Origin of the sequence: Stenotrophomonas indicatrix (assembly GCF_050573115.1) — a bacterium.
Taxonomy (GTDB): Bacteria; Pseudomonadota; Gammaproteobacteria; order Xanthomonadales; family Xanthomonadaceae; genus Stenotrophomonas; species Stenotrophomonas lactitubi_A.
In genome coordinates, this window is the sequence record NZ_JBNYZT010000001.1 from 178,491 (window position 1) to 195,059 (window position 16,569).

Annotated in this window: 10 protein-coding genes; 9 read left to right on the forward strand and 1 reads right to left on the reverse strand. The window is 66.3% G+C overall.

What is annotated here, in order from left to right; all coding sequences use genetic code 11:
- The first annotated feature begins 106 nt into the window (after nucleotides 1-106).
- The gene (locus tag ACQ5SA_RS00825; protein WP_499312087.1) at nucleotides 107-2,986 is read left to right on the forward strand and encodes a DUF2135 domain-containing protein; all 2,880 of its coding nucleotides are present in this window, start codon (nucleotides 107-109) and stop codon (nucleotides 2,984-2,986) included.
- 83 nt (nucleotides 2,987-3,069) lie between these two features.
- Here the strand turns inward: ACQ5SA_RS00825 and ACQ5SA_RS00830 are convergent, their stop codons facing one another.
- Nucleotides 3,070-4,278 (reverse strand): acyltransferase family protein, encoded by a 1,209-nt coding sequence (locus ACQ5SA_RS00830; RefSeq protein ID WP_353099269.1) that lies wholly within the window; start codon nucleotides 4,276-4,278, stop codon nucleotides 3,070-3,072.
- A gap of 197 nt (nucleotides 4,279-4,475) precedes the next feature.
- Between ACQ5SA_RS00830 and ACQ5SA_RS00835 the strand changes: the two genes are divergently transcribed.
- The 8 genes from ACQ5SA_RS00835 to ACQ5SA_RS00870 all read left to right on the forward strand — a co-directional run bounded on the left by ACQ5SA_RS00835 (nucleotide 4,476) and on the right by ACQ5SA_RS00870 (nucleotide 16,521).
- On the forward strand, nucleotides 4,476-5,318 hold the full coding sequence (locus ACQ5SA_RS00835) for a LytTR family DNA-binding domain-containing protein (RefSeq protein WP_499313253.1): 843 nt from the start codon (nucleotides 4,476-4,478) through the stop codon (nucleotides 5,316-5,318).
- A 90-nt stretch (nucleotides 5,319-5,408) separates the two neighbouring features.
- Nucleotides 5,409-6,534, forward strand: a protein-coding gene (prfB, locus tag ACQ5SA_RS00840; protein ID WP_099818762.1) for a peptide chain release factor 2 whose coding sequence is annotated in 2 segments (ribosomal slippage) — nucleotides 5,409-5,483 and nucleotides 5,485-6,534 — 1,125 coding nt in all. Because the reading frame shifts where the segments join, the coding sequence is not laid out codon by codon here.
- 99 nt (nucleotides 6,535-6,633) lie between these two features.
- Nucleotides 6,634-7,416 (forward strand): helix-turn-helix transcriptional regulator, encoded by a 783-nt coding sequence (locus ACQ5SA_RS00845; protein WP_100465254.1) that lies wholly within the window; start codon nucleotides 6,634-6,636, stop codon nucleotides 7,414-7,416.
- Nucleotides 7,417-8,135: 719 nt separating this feature from the next.
- Complete coding sequence (locus ACQ5SA_RS00850; protein ID WP_499312089.1) at nucleotides 8,136-9,527, forward strand: NAD-dependent succinate-semialdehyde dehydrogenase; 1,392 nt, start codon at nucleotides 8,136-8,138, stop codon at nucleotides 9,525-9,527.
- 75 nt (nucleotides 9,528-9,602) lie between these two features.
- Nucleotides 9,603-11,243 (forward strand): acetolactate synthase large subunit, encoded by a 1,641-nt coding sequence (locus ACQ5SA_RS00855; protein WP_230111124.1) that lies wholly within the window; start codon nucleotides 9,603-9,605, stop codon nucleotides 11,241-11,243.
- A gap of 249 nt (nucleotides 11,244-11,492) precedes the next feature.
- The gene (lysS, locus tag ACQ5SA_RS00860) at nucleotides 11,493-13,004 is read left to right on the forward strand and encodes a lysine--tRNA ligase (protein WP_100465258.1); all 1,512 of its coding nucleotides are present in this window, start codon (nucleotides 11,493-11,495) and stop codon (nucleotides 13,002-13,004) included.
- Between the two features lie 203 nt (nucleotides 13,005-13,207).
- Nucleotides 13,208-14,353, forward strand: coding sequence for a cyclic di-GMP phosphodiesterase response regulator RpfG (gene rpfG / locus ACQ5SA_RS00865; RefSeq protein ID WP_230111128.1), 1,146 nt, complete (start codon nucleotides 13,208-13,210; stop codon nucleotides 14,351-14,353).
- Nucleotides 14,350-16,521: a response regulator gene (locus tag ACQ5SA_RS00870; protein ID WP_353099264.1), complete on the forward strand. Its 2,172-nt coding sequence runs from the start codon at nucleotides 14,350-14,352 to the stop codon at nucleotides 16,519-16,521. Before rpfG ends, ACQ5SA_RS00870 begins: the two co-directional genes overlap by 4 nt.
- Nucleotides 16,522-16,569 lie beyond the last annotated feature (48 nt).

Here is a 16,569-nt window from a genome sequence, read left to right on the forward strand (position 1 = left end):
CGCACATGGTGCGCCCAGGGGCAGCGAAGAGCCAGCATCGAATCGCGTTAACCCCATCCCCCCGTTTGGTGCGTTCTAGCAATCACGATCCCACTGGAGTCCTGTCATGGTCTTCGCCCGTTGCTGCACCGTACTGCTGCTGGCCCTGGCAACCTGGCCGGCTTCGCCCCAGGCGTCGCGTCGTCCGGCACCGCCGATGACGTCCACGCCGTTGCTGATCGCACCCGCGGCAGAACAACCCGTGCAGCTGCGGCAGGCGCGTATCGAGGGCGAGGTGCAGGCAGGCATCGCCCAGACCCGGATCACCCTGGAGTTCCACAACCCCAACCAGCGCGTGCTGGAAGGCGAGCTGCAGTTCCCGCTGGGCGAGGGCCAGCAGATCACCGGCTTCGCCCTGGACATCAATGGCGAACTGCGCGAAGCGGTGCCGGTGCCCAAGGACCGCGGTCGCCAGGTGTTCGAGGAGATCGCCCGTCGTGGCGTCGATCCGGGCCTGTTGGAGCAGACCGCCGGCAACCAGTTCCGGCTGCGCTTGTATCCACTGCCGGCCGGCGGCAGCCGGCGCGTGCAGCTGGTCGTACGCGAACCGCTGGCATACGCCGGGCAGGGCTGGCGTTGGACGCTGCCGCTGCAGTTCGTCACCAGCGCCGCCGCCGTCGATTTGGACGTGCAGGCACCAAGGGGTGCTGACACTGGCAGCGCACCGTTCCGCATCGCCGATGGCCGTCTGCACTGGCAAGGGCGCGGCGCACAGTTGCCGGCCCAGCTGCAATGGACGCTGCCGGCCGAGCGCAAGGCACAGGTGCAGGTTGCACGCTGGCAGGACGGTCATTACCTGCTGGCACAGCTGCCGGTGCCGACGTCGGCCGCGCCGCGCCGGGTGCCATCGGAAGTGGGGCTGCTGTGGGATGGTTCCGGCTCCGCAGGCCAGCGCGATCGCACCCGCGAGTTCGCGCTGCTTGATCGCTATTTCGCGGCAATGGGCGAGGGCAGTGTCGCGCTGACGGTGCTGCGTGATCGTGCCGAGCCCATGCGTCGGTTCCGTATCCGCAGCGGCGACTGGAGTGAACTGCGCCGGGCGTTGATGGCGGTACAGCCGGACGGTGCCAGTGCGTTGGCGCAGTGGCAGCCGCAGCCCGAGGTGAAGGAATACCTGATGGTCAGCGACGGCCTGCTGACCTACGGGCCGGAAGCACTGCCGGCGTTGGCCGCCGACCAGCGCCTGTTCGCGATCAGCAGTGCTGGTGCACGCACCGATGCCACCCGCCTGCGCGGTTGGAGCGAGGCGCATGGCGGCAGTTTCGTGGCACTCGGCAGCGATGTCGATGCCGCCGCACGGGAACTGCTGTCGGTACCGCTGGATGTCCAGATCGATGCCGGCCGTGGCGTGCAGGATGTGGTGATCGATCGCCGCAGCCAGGCCCAGGGCTGGCTGTGGTTGCATGCGCGGTTGGCAGCCGAAGGCGTGCCGATGCGGGTGCGCGTGGCCGGCGGCGAGTGGCAGGCACTGCCCGCGACGCAGAAGAACGAAGACGGTGATCTGCTGGTCGGTCTGTGGGCACAGGCGCGCCTGCAGCAGTTGTCGACCGATCGACGCAGCAACCGCGAGGCGATGCAGCTGCTGTCGCAGCAGTTCAGCCTGGTGGGCCCGGACACCTCGCTGATCGTGCTGGAAACCCTGGACGACTACCTGCGCTATGCGATCCGTCCGTCAGGCAAGCTGCGCGCCGAGTATGACCAGCGCTTCGCTCGTCAGGTGGCAGACCGCGATGCGGTCGACCGCCAGCGCCTCGACAAGGTGGTGACGCAGTGGCAGCAGCGCCAGCAGTGGTGGAGCCGCAGTTGGCCGAAGGGGGCGCCGCCGCAGGCGGATTCGAAGGCGCTGGAGATGGCGGCGGGCGCCCCGCCGGCGCCAGTGGCGATGCTGGCTGCTCCGGCACCGGCCACAGCGGAGATGCAGTTGAATGCAGCCACTGCGCGCCAGCGTTCGGTCGCACGCCCTGCACCGGCACCGGCACCGATGCAGGAGGTCGCCGCCGATGCGATGGCTGCCGGACCGGCCGCCGCCAATGACGGCCAGCTGGGAATCAGATTGGCGGCCTGGCAATCGGATTCGCCGGTTGCCCGCCGCCTGCGCCAGGGGGCGTCGTCGCAACTGTACGACCGCTATCTCGCCGAGCGAGCTGCGAACGCCAACAGCAGCGCATTCTTCCTCGACGTGGCCGACCTGTTGATCGAACAGGGGCAGCGCGATCTTGCCCTGCGCGTGCTCTCCAACCTGGCCGAGATGGAGCTGGACAACCGCCACCTGCTGCGCGTGCTCGGCTACCGGTTGCTGCAGGCCGACGCTCCGGCGCTGGCGGTGCCGGTGTTCGAGCAGGTGCTGGCGATGGGTCAGGAGGAGCCGCAGAGTTTCCGCGACCTTGGCCTGGCACTGGCTGCAGCGGGCAAGCCGCAGCAGGCGTTGGCGCCGCTGTACCAGGTGGTCGTGCGCCCTTGGGATTCCCGTTTCGACGGCATCGCGCTGATCGCCCTGGACGAGTTGACCAACCTGGTGGCCGGCAGCAAGCCGCGGCTGGACACCACGAGCATCGACCCGCGTCTGCTGCAGGCGATGCCGCTGGACCTGCGCGTGGTACTGGCCTGGGATGCCGACAACAGCGACATGGACCTGTGGGTGACCGACCCGAACGGTGAGCGCGCCTACTACGGCAACCGTCTGACCTATCAGGGCGGGCAGATGTCACAGGACTTCACCGGTGGCTATGGCCCGGAACAGTTCTCGCTGCGCAACGCCAAGCCTGGCAAGTACAAGGTGGAGGCGAACTACTTCGGCAGTCGCCAGCAACTGGTGACCGGCGCGACGACGCTGATGCTGCGCCTGACTACCCATTGGGGTACGCCGAAGCAGAAGGACCAGATGGTGACGATGCGCTTGAAGGATCGTGCCGAGACCGTGCTGGTGGGCGAATTCGAAGTGAAGTAGAGCCACGCCATGCGTGGCTGTTGCAGCCCTGGCCTTGCAGAAGTAGAGCCGAGCCTGCGCTCGGCTCTACAAGGGCCCAGAACTCACTGTGCTGGCACAACACCCGTGAATGCCGGCGAAGGCGCGTCTTTTCGCAGCCCGAACAGCGGCCGCAGCCAGCGCACACGCCGCACCAGCAGTTCATGGATCAACAGGCAGCCACCGATGGTGCCGATGATCACCAGCACCGGCTCCAGCCATGGGCCCAGCTGCAGCGGTCGCAGCCAGTACAGCAATACGATCAGTACGGTCTGGTGCAGGATGTACCAGCTGAAGACCGCCTCGCGGCAGTAGCCCAGGCCACGCCATGGCCGGGCAAGCAGCACCTGCGCCCAGCCGAAGATGGCCAGCAGGGCGCACCAGGTGTACATAGCGCGGCCGACGCGCTCGGTCTGCGCCCATGGCAGCGACAGCACCCATTCCGGCAGGTCGCCAACATCGGGCATCCGGGCCAGTGCGCGGATGCCCAGTTCGACAATCAGTCCGATCACAGCCAGCACCAGGGTCAACCGCCGGCCACGCACCAGCAGATCCCATCCACGCTGCCAGCGCGCTGCAAGGAAGCCGCCAAGGAACAGGGGCAGCGATTCGGCGTGGACGTACAGGTCATCGACCAGCGCATGGGTTGGCGGGTGCGCGGGCAGGATGACCAGCAGTGCCCACGCCAGCCACAGCACCGGCAACAGCAGGCTCAGCGTGGCGATCCAGCGGTCGCCCAGATGCAGATCCGGCAGGCGGTGGCGTAGCGGCCGCAACACGCTGGCCGACAGGATCGCCAGCAGCGTGTAGGGGATCAGATAGGCCAGGTACCACAGGTGGTTCCAGGTGAACCCATAGGCAGCACCGCTGAAGCCGGCACCCGGCCACGGCCGGAATTGCCAGTAGCGCCACAGGAAGGCGCCGAGCCCCGGCGTGACGTCTCCCTTGTCCACCGCCTCGCAGTAGGCCTGCAGCGAGACGACCGCGACGATGCCGAACAGCAACGGCAACAACAGTCGCCAGCCGCGCCGCAACGCGAACTGCCAACGGCCGTACGCGGGCAGGCACAGGCCCAGCGCAATGCCGGAAATCGCGAACAGCAGGGGCATACGCCAACGATTCAACGCGATCATCGGCCACTGCAGCCACCCGGCCGCGTGAGCGCTCTTGAGGTGGAAGTCCCATCCGGCCACGTACGCCATGGCCACGTGGTAGAGGATCAGCAGCCCGAAGGCGGCGATGCGCAGGGTGTCGAGGTCGTGGCGGCGGGTCATGGCGGCATCCGTGTTGGCGTCCTCGCAGGGTGGAAGTCCTTGTGGGTTGTTGCCAGCAGGAGGGGCTGGCTGGATGCCCTGCAGGGCCCAATGGCGGGGTTGGGGGACGAATGGGGGGCGTCACCGGCGCTGTGGTTGGCGATAATCCAGCGATGGATGAGCACAACCAGCAGGACCCGCAAGTGCGTGGCGAACCGATGGGCAGCAGCAGGCTGGGGCGACAGGCGGCCGTGTTCTGGGTCGTGTTGTTCCTGGGTACGGCGGCGGCCAACGTGCTGGCCAAGGTAATGATGGCTGCACGGGATGGACTGCCACCGCAGTGGATGGCGGTGACGATCGACGAATTCAGCAGTGCGCTGGTGTCGCTGCTGCTGTTGGCGTTGTTGATCCGCGCCGCCTCGCGTTGGCCGCTGCATGCCGACACCTGGCGGCGCCGACTGGTGCCGTACCTGCTGGGCGCCGTAGCGTGGTGGCTGCTGCACGTGAGCGCGATGGTCGTGCTGCGCAAGGTGATGCATACCTTGCTGGGCAGCCACTACACCTTCGGGGACTGGCCGGCACAATGGTTCTACGAGTTCTTCAAGGATATCCAGACCTACGCGCTGCTGGTCTCGGCGGTACATGCCGTGGCCTGGTTCGGTCGCCGCCGGCAGGGCGAAGCGACCCTGCTCGCCGCCCCCGATGAGGGCCCGCCGGTCGAACCGGTCGATCGTCCCGACCATTTCCTGGTGCGCAAGCTGGGCAAGGAGTTCCTGGTGGCCACGGCCGACGTCGAGTACGCCCAGGCCGCCGGCAACTACGTGAACCTGCGGGTGCGCGGCCATGACTACCCGCTGCGGATCACCATGGCGGTGCTGGAAGCGCGGCTGGACCCGGTTCTGTTCCTGCGCAGCCATCGCAGCTGGCTGGTCAACCGTGACCAGCTGCGCTCGATCGAGCCGCTGGACGGCGGCGAGGCCTTGCTGCACATGGCTGACGGGGCCCGGGTGCCGTGCAGCCGGCGCCAGCTGCCGCTGTTGCGGCACGCGCTGGGCGGTTAGGCCCGGGGCTGTACGAACCCGGCTTTTGCGCCGGTTCACTCCGGGCTGCGGTATCATTTGCAGTCATCTTTTGAATGCATAACCGCCGACATGATCGAACTGAATCCTGTCCGCCAGCGCATCGCCGATCTGACCGATCGCGTGTTGTCGCTCCGGGGGTATCTTTGACTACGACGCCAAGAAAGAGCGTCTTGAAGAAGTAACGCGGGAGCTGGAAAGCCCCGACGTCTGGAACAACGCCGAGTACGCCCAGAACCTGGGTCGCGAGCGCTCGACCCTGGAAAAGACCGTGGGCGGTATCGCCGCGGTGCTGGAAGGCCTGAGCGACGCGACCGAACTGCTGGAGCTGGCCGAGTCCGAGCAGGACGAGGACACCGCGCTGGCCGTGGTGGCCGACCTGGACAAGCACCAGGCGCACGTGGAGAAGCTGGAGTTCCAGCGCATGTTCTCCGGCCAGATGGACACCGCACCGGCATTCGTCGACATCCAGGCCGGCGCCGGTGGCACCGAAGCCCAGGACTGGGCCGAGATCCTGCTGCGCATGTACCTGCGCTGGTGTGAATCGCGTGGCTGGAAGACCGAGCTGATGGAAGTGTCCGGTGGCGACGTCGCGGGCATCAAGTCGGCCACGCTGCGCGTGGAAGGCGACTACGCCTATGGCTGGCTGAAGACCGAGACCGGCGTGCACCGCCTGGTGCGCAAGTCGCCGTTCGACTCGGACAACCGCCGCCATACCAGCTTCACCTCGGTGTTCGTGTCGCCGGAAGTGGACAACAACATCGAAATCGACATCAACCCGGCCGATCTGCGTACCGACGTGTACCGCTCATCCGGTGCTGGTGGTCAGCACGTCAACAAGACCGAGTCGGCGGTGCGTATCACCCACATCCCGACCAACACGGTCGTGGCCTGCCAGACCGGCCGCAGCCAGCACCAGAACCGCGACAACGCGATGAAGATGCTGGCCGCCAAGCTCTACGAGCTGGAAATCCAGAAGCGCAACGCCGAGCGTGATGCGGTGGAAGCCACCAAATCCGACATCGGCTGGGGCAGCCAGATCCGCAACTACGTGCTCGACCAGAGCCGTATCAAGGACCTGCGCACCGGCATCGAGCGCTCGGATACGCAGAAGGTGCTCGACGGTGACCTGGACGAATTCGTCGAGGCCAGCCTGAAGGCCGGCCTGGCGGTCGGCTCCAAGCGCATCGATGCCTGATGCGTGCCCGGCGACAGCGGTACCGTCCGCTGCCCGGGCCCTGCGTTGCGGGACGTCATGGGCGTCCCGCAATGCTGTTGAAACCTGCAGGGCAGGGTGATGATGCGCAGTGAAGCCGAACGCAAGGAACTGGGTGGCTTTCTCAAGGCCTGCCGCGCGCGGGTCGAACCAGCAACGCTGGGGCTGCCAGCGGGGCGCAGGCGCACGCCGGGCCTGAAGCGTGAGGAAGTCGCACTCGCGATCGGGGTCAGCGTCAGCTGGTACACCTGGATCGAGCAGGGCCGCGAAGTGCGCGCCTCGCCCGAGGTGCTGGAGCGCCTGGCGCAGGTGCTGCGGATGAGCGACGACGAGCGCGCCTACGCGTTCGCGCTGTCCGGCTACGGGGTGCCGCTGGAATCGCCCGACGAGACGGTGACCGACGGCCTGCGCCAGCTGGTGGAGGCGATGCAGCCGATCCCCGCCTACGTGCGCAATACCCGTTTCGACATCCTGGCCTGGAACCCGGCCATCGCCGATCTGTTTGTCGACTACGGTCAGTTGGCGCCGCATGAGCGCAACACGCTGCGGCTGATGTTCCTGTATCCGCCGTACAGAACGTTGATCCTCAACTGGGAAGAAATGACCCGCGGGCTGCTGGCCAGCTTCCGCGCGGCGATGGCGCAGGCGCCGGACAAGGCGCCGTTCCTGGCGCTGGCCGAGGACATCGGCACGCACAGCGAGCAGTTCCGTGAGTGGTGGCCGGAGCACGATGTGCGTCGTTTCGACGAGGGCGCGAAGAAGCTGAACCATCCCACGCGCGGGCTGCTGGACCTGCAGTATGTGGCGCTGGTGCCGGAGAGCCGGCATGACCTGTCCCTGGTGACCTACCTGCCGCGCAGGTAAGGGGTTGTCCGGCAGGGCTTGCAGCCCTGCACCTGCGGTAGTGCCGGCCGCTTGCCGGTAGCCTCAGTAGCAACAGCAACAGCAACCGCAACAGCGGGCTATCCGTGGGTTGGCGGGGCGATGTCGGATTGCGGGGACGCCGCAAGTACGTCCCTGTAGGCTTGGCAGCCGCATCCATGCGGCTGACACCCCGCAATCCGACACCGCCCCGCCTTCGACAGTCTCCCGGTGGCCAGTAGATCCACGCCATGCGTGGATGCTTTTCGATTTCGATTCGAGATATTCGATTTCGATGGACATTCATCCACGCATGGCGTGGATCTACGTCAGACCGCGGGAAATTGTCGAAGGCGGGGTGGGTCCGGTGGCGGGAGTGTCCGCGGCATGGATGCCGCGGCCAAGCCCCCATGGATGGGTTTACGGCGTCTCCCGCCACCGGACCCACCCCGCCATCCCACGGAGCGCCGCTGTTGCCGTTGCTGTTGCTACTGAGGTTGCCGGCCAGCGGCCGGCACTACTGGCTGCCGGCCAGCGGCCGGCACTACCGCGGGTGCAGGCGCGGGTGCAGGGCTGCAAGCCCTGCGGGGAACCCCGCCCCATTCAGGCAGGTAAGTGCAGGTCACAGGATAAACAGACGCCTTGTTGCCTTTGCCGAACGGGTCCACATTCCTTGTCAGGAAACGGGCAGTCGCCCGTTGTCGAGACAACAGGAGACCTGCATGTCCGCCTCCCCCGCAGCCCCCGCTGCCATTTCCCGCGACCCGGCCACCGGCCAGCAGATTGCCAGCCACCCCTTCGCCACTGACGCCGAGCTGGAAGCGATCCTTGATCGCGGCCAGGCCGGCTTTGCTGCCTGGAGTGCGCAGTCACTCGAACAACGCGCGGGCGTGCTGCGTGCGATGGCCGCCGTGCTGCGTCGCGACCGTGAGCCCCTGGCCGCGCTGGCCACCGCCGAGATGGGCAAGGTCCACGCCGAGTCGCTGGCCGAGATCGAGAAGTGTGCGGTGCTGTGTGACTGGTATGCCGACAACGGTGCGGCATTCCTGCGCGATGAGCCGACCGCGGTGGCCGACAACAAGGCCTATGTCTCCTACCTGCCGCTGGGCGTGGTGCTCGGCATCATGCCGTGGAATTTCCCGTACTGGCAGGTGATGCGCGCGGCCGTGCCGATCCTCATGGGCGGCAATGGATTCCTGCTGAAGCCTGCCGAAAACATCGTCGGCACCGCTGCGCTGCTCGCCGCTGCATGGCGCGATGCAGGCCTGCCGGAGGGCACCTTCATCGCTGCCAACATCAGCCGCGAGGGCACCAGCGCTGCCATCGCCGATGACCGCATCGCGGCGGTGACCCTGACCGGCAGCGTCGCCGCAGGGCGCAGCATCGCCGCGCAGGCTGGGCAGGCGCTGAAGAAGGTGGTGCTCGAGCTCGGCGGCTCGGATCCATTCATCGTGCTGGCCGACGCCGATCTCGATGCCGCGGTCGATGCCGCAGTGGCTTCGCGCTTCCAGAACACTGGACAGGTGTGTATTGCCGGCAAGCGCATCATCGTCGAAGCGCCGGTGTACGAGCGCTTCGTGGCGTTGTTCTGCGAGCGCGTACAGGCGCTGACCGTCGGCGATGGCCGCGAGGCCGGCAACCGGATTGGTCCGATGGCCCGCCAGGATCTGCTCGAACAGCTTGATGCGCAGGTGCGTGCTTCCGTCGAGGCGGGTGCGCAGTTGCTGGTGGGCGGCAAGCAGCTTGATCGCCCCGGCAGCTTCTATGCACCCACCGTGTTGGCAGGTGTCGAGCCGGGAATGCAGGCCTTCGACACCGAGACCTTCGGGCCGGTGGCGTCGATCAGCCGCGCGCGCGATGCCGACCATGCGGTGGAACTGGCCAACCAGAGCGAGTTCGGCCTCAGCGGCAATCTGTGGACGGGTGACCATGCCCGTGCGATGCAGCTGGCACGCCGGCTGCAGACCGGTGGCGTGTTCGTCAACGGCTTCTCGGCCTCCGATCCGCGCGTGCCTATCGGCGGCGTGAAGAAGAGTGGCTTCGGCCGCGAGCTGTCGCACTTCGGCATCCGCGAATTCGTCAACGCGCAGACGGTGTGGTTCGACCGTCGTTGACGCGGACCATCCACTGTTCCTGTCAGCATCCCTGCAACGTTCCATCATCACGCACTGCGAGAAGGACGTCATTCCATGTCCAAGGGTTCCGATCTGCTCGTCGCCGCACTCGAAAACGAGGGCGTCGAGCGCATTTTTGGCATTCCCGGTGAAGAGAACCTCGATGTCGTCGAGTCGCTTCGCCATTCCAGCATCGAGCTGGTCATCACCCGCCATGAGCAGGCGGCGGTGTTCATGGCCGCCACCTACGGGCGCCTGACCGGCAAGCCGGGCGTGTGTCTGGCCACGCTCGGCCCGGGTGCGCTCAACTTCACCACGGGCGCGGCGTATGCGTTGCTGGGCGCATGGCCGGTGATCATGATCACCGGGCAGAAGGGCATCGTTGCCAGCAAGCAGGCGCGCTTCCAGATCGTCGACATCGTGGCGACGATGAAGCCACTGACCAAGTCGGCGCGGCAGATCGTGTCGGCGCGCACCATCCCCACCATCGTCCGTGAAGCTTTCCGCACTGCACTGGAAGAGCGGCCGGGTCCGGTGCTGCTGGAGCTGCCCGAAGACATCGCAGCGATGGAGGTCGAGGGCGTGGCGTTGATTCCGCCACACCCGGTTGATCGCCCGATCGCCAGTCCGGAGGCGCTGGAGCGCGCCGCGGAGATCCTGCGCACGGCCAAGCGGCCGTTGCTGGTGATCGCCTCAGCGGCATCGCGGCCGCAGTCGAGCGAGGCGCTGTCAGCCTTCGTGCTGCGCGCCGGCATTCCGTTCGTCACCACGCAGATGGGCAAGGGCGCAGTGGCCGGTGGCTCGGGCCTGTACATGGGCACGGCGGCGCTGAGCGAGCGCGACTACGTGCACATGGCCATCGACCAGGCCGACGTGATCGTGACCATTGGCCACGAGGTGACGGAGAAGCCGCCGTTCGTGATGCGCCCGGGTGGCCGCACGGTCATCCACATCGGCTATTCGCAGGCCGCGGTGGAGCAGGTGTACTTCCCGCAGGTGGAGGTGATCGGCGATATCGGTCGCTCGCTGACCCTGCTGGCCGACCGTATCGAAGGCAAGGTCGACAACGCTGCGGCATTGCTGCCGTTGCGCGCGACGATCCTGGATCACATCGCCGATCGCGCCGAAGAGGCGGGCTTCACGCCGCAGCGACTGGTGCACGATGTGCGCCAGGTGATGCCGGCCGATGGCATCGTCGCGCTGGACAACGGCATGTACAAGATCTGGTTCGCGCGCAATTACCGCACCCAGGTAGCGAACACGCTGCTGCTGGACAACGCATTGGCAACGATGGGTGCGGGCCTGCCTTCGGCGATCATGGCCTCGATCCTGTACCCGCAACGCCGCGTGCTGGCGGTGTGTGGCGATGGCGGCTTCATGATGAACAGCCAGGAGCTGGAGACGGCGCGGCGATTGGGCTTGAACCTGGTGGTGCTGATCCTCAACGACGGTGCCTACGGCATGATCCGCTGGAAGCAGGCCGTGGATGGTTTCGCCGACTACGGCATGACCTTCGGTAATCCGGACTTCGTCAAATACGCGGAAGCCTATGGCTGCCAGGGACACGAAGTGACGGCGATCGAGCAGTTCATTCCGACGCTGGAAGCCGCGTTCACGGCGGGCGGCGTGCATCTGGTGTCGGTGCCGATTGATTACTCGGAGAACCAGCGGGTGCTGGTGGACGAGCTGCGGCAGGCGTTCCCGGGGAACGGGTGAATCCGGGGCATGACCCGGTAGGCGTCGACCTTGGTCGACACACGGTGGGGCGCCAACCAAGGTTGGCGGCTACCAGAGCAGGGCCGCGCATGGCTTGGATCGCCAACCAAGGTTGGCGGCTACCGGAGCAGGGCGGCACAAGGTCGGGGAGGGGCCATCCAGAGGCCGGGGCAGGGCGCTTTTGGTATGCTGGGCAACCGGCTGTGCCGGGCGCAAGACTCCCCCTCACTACACGATTCCCGCAGATCCATGAGCGAAGCTACCGATACCCCCCCCGTCGACGAAAACAAGTTGATCGCCGAGCGCCGTGAGAAACTCAAAGCGCTGCGTGGGCAGGGCATCGCGTATCCGAACGACTTCCGCCGCGAGGACTTCGCCGGCAGCCTGCAGGAAGAATTCGCCGATGCGGAGCAGTGGACCGCCGAAACCCTGGAAGGCAACGGCCGCCAGGTGAAGATGGCGGGTCGCCTGATGGCCAAGCGGGTCATGGGCAAGGCCAGCTTCGCCCAGATCCAGGACGAATCCGGCCGCATCCAGCTGTTCCTGCAGGGCAGCGTGCTGGGCGATGCCTACACCGCCTTCAAGGGCTGGGACGTGGGCGACATCATTGCGGTCGAAGGTGGCCTGACCCGTACCAAGACCGGTGAGCTGTCGGTCAAGGCCGAATCGATCCGCCTGCTGACCAAGTCGCTGCGCCCGCTGCCGGACAAGTGGCATGGCCTGGCCGACGTCGAGCAGCGCTACCGCCAGCGCTATGTCGACCTGATCGTGACCCCGGAGTCGCGCGCGGTGTTCATCAAGCGCTCGAAGATCATCCGTGCGATGCGTGCATGGCTGGACAACCGCGACTTCCTCGAAGTCGAGACGCCGATGATGCATTACATCCCCGGCGGCGCGGCGGCCAAGCCGTTCACCACCCACCACAACGCGCTGGACCTTGACCTGTACCTGCGCGTGGCGCCGGAGCTGTACCTCAAGCGCCTGACCGTCGGTGGCCTGGAGCGCGTCTACGAGATCAACCGCAACTTCCGCAACGAAGGCGTCAGCACCCGCCACAACCCGGAATTCACCATGATGGAGCTGTACGAGGCCTATGCCACGTACAACGAGATCATGGACCTGACCGAAGGCGTGATCCGTGACGTGGCGCAGTCGGTGAACGGCTCCACCACGGTTGAATGGGACGGTGCCAACATCGACCTGGGCCCGGCGTTCCGCCGCTGGCGCATGGACGAGGCGGTGCGCCACCACAACCCGGAAATCTCCGCGGCCGACTGCACCGACCGTGACGCGCTGCTGCGCCATTGCGAGCGCTTGAAGATCCGCGTCAAGCCGTCCTACGGCTGGGGCAAGCTGCTGCTGGAGATCTTCGAAGCCACTGTCGAGCACACCCTGATCCAGCCGACCTTCATCACCGATCATCCGGTGGAAGTCTCGCCGCTGGCCCGCGCCAACGACAATGATCCGGGCTATACCGACCGCTTCGAACTGTTCGTCAACGGCAAGGAACTGGCCAACGGCTTCTCCGAGCTGAACGACCCGGAAGACCAGGCCCAGCGCTTCCAGGCGCAGGTCGCGGCGAAGGAGGGGGGCGACGACGAGGCCATGCACTACGACGCCGACTATATCCGTGCGCTGGAGTATGGAATGGCGCCGACCGGCGGCCTCGGCATTGGTGTCGATCGCCTGGTGATGCTGCTGACCGGCAGCAGCTCGATCCGCGACGTGCTGCTGTTCCCGTACATGCGTCCGGAGCAGTAAGCGGCTTTTACGCCGTCTGTTTGTGCGCGCCGTCTCGGTTTGAGGCGGCGCGATTGACGCGTCCCGCACTCGGCGTATCGTTATTGCACAACCTTGACACCGGCTATGGCTTGATGGCGTCAGGGGAGGCCGCAATGTGGAGAATCCGCTTCACATTGTGACGACGATCATGAATCGGGGAGCTTGTGACGGGAGTCGAGCCGATGCAGGGTGCCAGCGTGCACAGCGGCGGGGTATCCTCGCGCGCTGACCTTTCAGCATGGTCGAGAAAGCAGGCAGAGAACGCCTTGAATATCGTCATCGTCGATGACCAGACTTCCGCACGGACGATGCTTCGTCACGTCATCGAGGACATCGCGCCGGAACTGAGCGTGCATGACTTCGGCGATCCGTTGACGGCGTTGGCATGGTGCGAATCGTATCCGGTCGACCTGCTGCTTCTCGATTACCGCATGCCGGAGATGGACGGGCTGGAATTCGCCCGCCGCTTCCGCCGGCTGCCCAAACATCGCGATATTCCGGTGATCCTGATCACCGTGGTCGGCGACGAGCCGATCCGCCAGGCGGCGCTCGAAGCTGGCGTGATCGATTTCCTGGTCAAGCCGATCCGTCCGCGCGAGCTGCGCGCACGCTGTTACAACCTGTTGCAGTTGCGCCAGCAGACCGAGAACGTGAAGCAGCGTGCGCTGTCACTGGAGCAGCGGCTGCTGGCCAGCATGCACGAAGTGGAGGAGCGCGAGCGCGAGACGCTTTCGCGGCTGGCACGTGCGATCGAGTTCCGTGATGCCGGTACCAGTGCCTACCTTGAGCGGATGGCGCGCGTGGCTGGCTTGATCGCCGAGCAGCTGGGCCTGCCGGAAGACGACGTCAAGCTGATCGAAATGGCCGCGCCGCTGCACGACATGGGCAAGATCGCCATTCCCGATGCGGTGCTGCTCAAGCAGGGCAAGCTCAATGATGAGGAGCTGGCGATCATGCGCCGGCATCCGCGCATTGGCCATGAACTGCTCAGTGGCAGCCAGAACCGCTTCATCCAGGTGGGCGCATTGATCGCGCTGCGTCACCATGAGCGCTACGACGGCAGTGGTTATCCCGATGGCCTGGTCGGCGACGCGATTCCGCTGGAGGCACGCATCGTCGCCGTGGCCGACGTGTTCGATGCGCTGATCTCGCCGCGCCCCTACAAGGAAGCGTGGACGATGGAAGCCACCATGGCTTACCTGTATGCCCAGCGTGGGCGCCTGTTCGATCCGCGTTGCGTGGATGCATTGCTGCGTGGACGCGAGCAGCTGGAGCAGATCTGCGCCGAGCACTCCACCGCTTCTGCACGGCCGGGACTGGGCGCGTGAAACGCCTGCTGTCGCGATTGCGGCTGCGCCTGTCCCAGCGCCAGGACAGCGAGCATGGGCAGCAGATCGTCCGCATCATCCTGATCAGTCTGATCCTGGCGTACGTGTTGCTGCCTTCGGCGCGGCATGAACTGCCGCACACCCAGTATGTGGGAGTGCTGGCGATCGTGCTGACCGGACTGAGCCTGTCGCTGCTGTTGTTCGGCTGGCTGCTGTGGCGACCGGAGCGCTCCGATCCGCGGCGCGTACTGGGCATGCTGGCCGACTACGGGCTGATCGCCGCCGGCATGATCCAGATGGGCGAGCCGCTGTCGTGGGTCTACATCGTGGTGATGTGGGTGACGGTGGGCAACGGCATGCGCTTCGGCAACCACTACCTGTATGTGGCCGTGGCGATGGCGATGGTCAGCTTCGGCAGTACCGCACTGACCACCCCGTACTGGCAGCAGAACGCGCGTCTGGCCATCGGCCTGTGGCTTGGCCTGGCGGCGGTTCCCCTGTATTTTTCCACGCTGCTGCGGCAGTTGACCGAAGCGATGGCCGAGGCGCGGCGCGCCAGCGAAGCCAAGAGTCGATTCCTGGCCAACATGAGCCACGAGTTTCGCACCCCACTCAATGGATTGAATGGCATGACAGAAGTGTTGGCGACCACGCGCCTGGACGAGGAACAGCGTGAGTGCGTGAGTACCATCCAGGCGTCATCGCGCAGCCTGCTGGCGCTGGTCGAGGAAGTGCTGGACATCTCGGCGATCGAGGCAGGCAAGCTGCGCGTCGTTGCCGAGGATTTCGTCCTTTCCGAAGTGATCCAGGCCATCGGCCTGATCCTGTTGCCCCTGGCCAAGGCCAAGCGTCTGGACTATCGGGTGAAGGTGGCCGAGACCGTGCCGCCGACACTGCGTGGCGATGTCGGGCATCTGCGGCAGATCCTGCTCAACCTGGCTGGCAATGCGGTCAAGTTCACCGATCACGGGCGGGTCGAGATCCGTGTCGGCGTTGTCCATGCAGACACCCAGGGCGGGGTGCGGCTGCGCTTCGACATTCTCGATACCGGCATCGGCGTTGCACCGGCGATGCGTCCGCGTCTGTTCGAGGCCTTCGAGCAGGCCGACGTCAGCATGGCCCGTCGCCATGAAGGCACCGGCCTGGGCACGACGATCGCCAAGGGACTGGTCGAAGCAATGGACGGCGAGATCGGGTACATGGACAACCCGCCGCAGGGCAGCCACTTCTGGGTGGAGCTGCCGTTCGCGCCGCCGCAGCCGGTGGTCCCGGGTGCGGTGCCGACCCTCGCTGCGGGCGACGAAGGTGGTGCCGGCGGCAACGTCATCGCGTTCGCCGATCCGTTCCTGCGCCATCGCGCGCGGGTGCGCAGCATGCAGATCCTGGTCGCCGACGACCACGAGGCCAACCGCATGGTGCTGCAGCGGCTGCTGCAGAAGGCAGGGCACAAGGTGCTGTGCGTCGATGGTGGCGAGGCGGTGCTCGACGCACTGGCTGAAAGCGAGTTTGATGCGGCCATCGTCGATCTGCACATGCCGGGCATGAGTGGCCTGGACATGCTGAAGGAACTGCGGGTGATGCAGGCCGGTGGCGGCCCGCGGACGCCAGTGCTGGTACTCAGTGCCGACGTCACTCCCGAAGCGATCCAGCGCTGCACCCAGGCTGGTGCACATGCGTTCCTGGCCAAGCCTGTGGTGGCCGTGCGCCTGCTGGACACCTTGGCCGAGATCGCCAACAACGCCCAGCTCAAGACCAGTGCGCCGCCGATCGTGCGCACCGTCACCAACCTCGATGGCGTGCTTGATACGGGCGTGCTTGATGAACTGGCGTCGCTGGGAATGGGCGAGGGTTTCGAGCGCGAGTTCATCCGCCAGTGCCTGGACGATGCCGAGTCGTGCCTGCGCAAGGCCGAAGCTGATGGCGAAGCGGCACGCTGGGGCGCTTTCCGCGAGCAGGCGCATGCGATCAAGGGCGTGGCCAGCAACCTGGGCCTGGTGCGTGCGTCCAACCGCGCCGGTGAGTTGATGCGGATGGCCGACTGGCAGCTCAAAGCCGAATGGCGGCAGCGTCTTGCGGTGCTGCAGGGGGCGATCAAGGAAGGCCGGCAGGCGCTCGATGCGCGCGCTGAACGCAAGGCACGTGGCGTGGCCGACGACGGCGAACGCTAGCGCCGGGCCTGCCTGGCCTGTGTGGCGGCTTGCCCATGCCGCATGCCC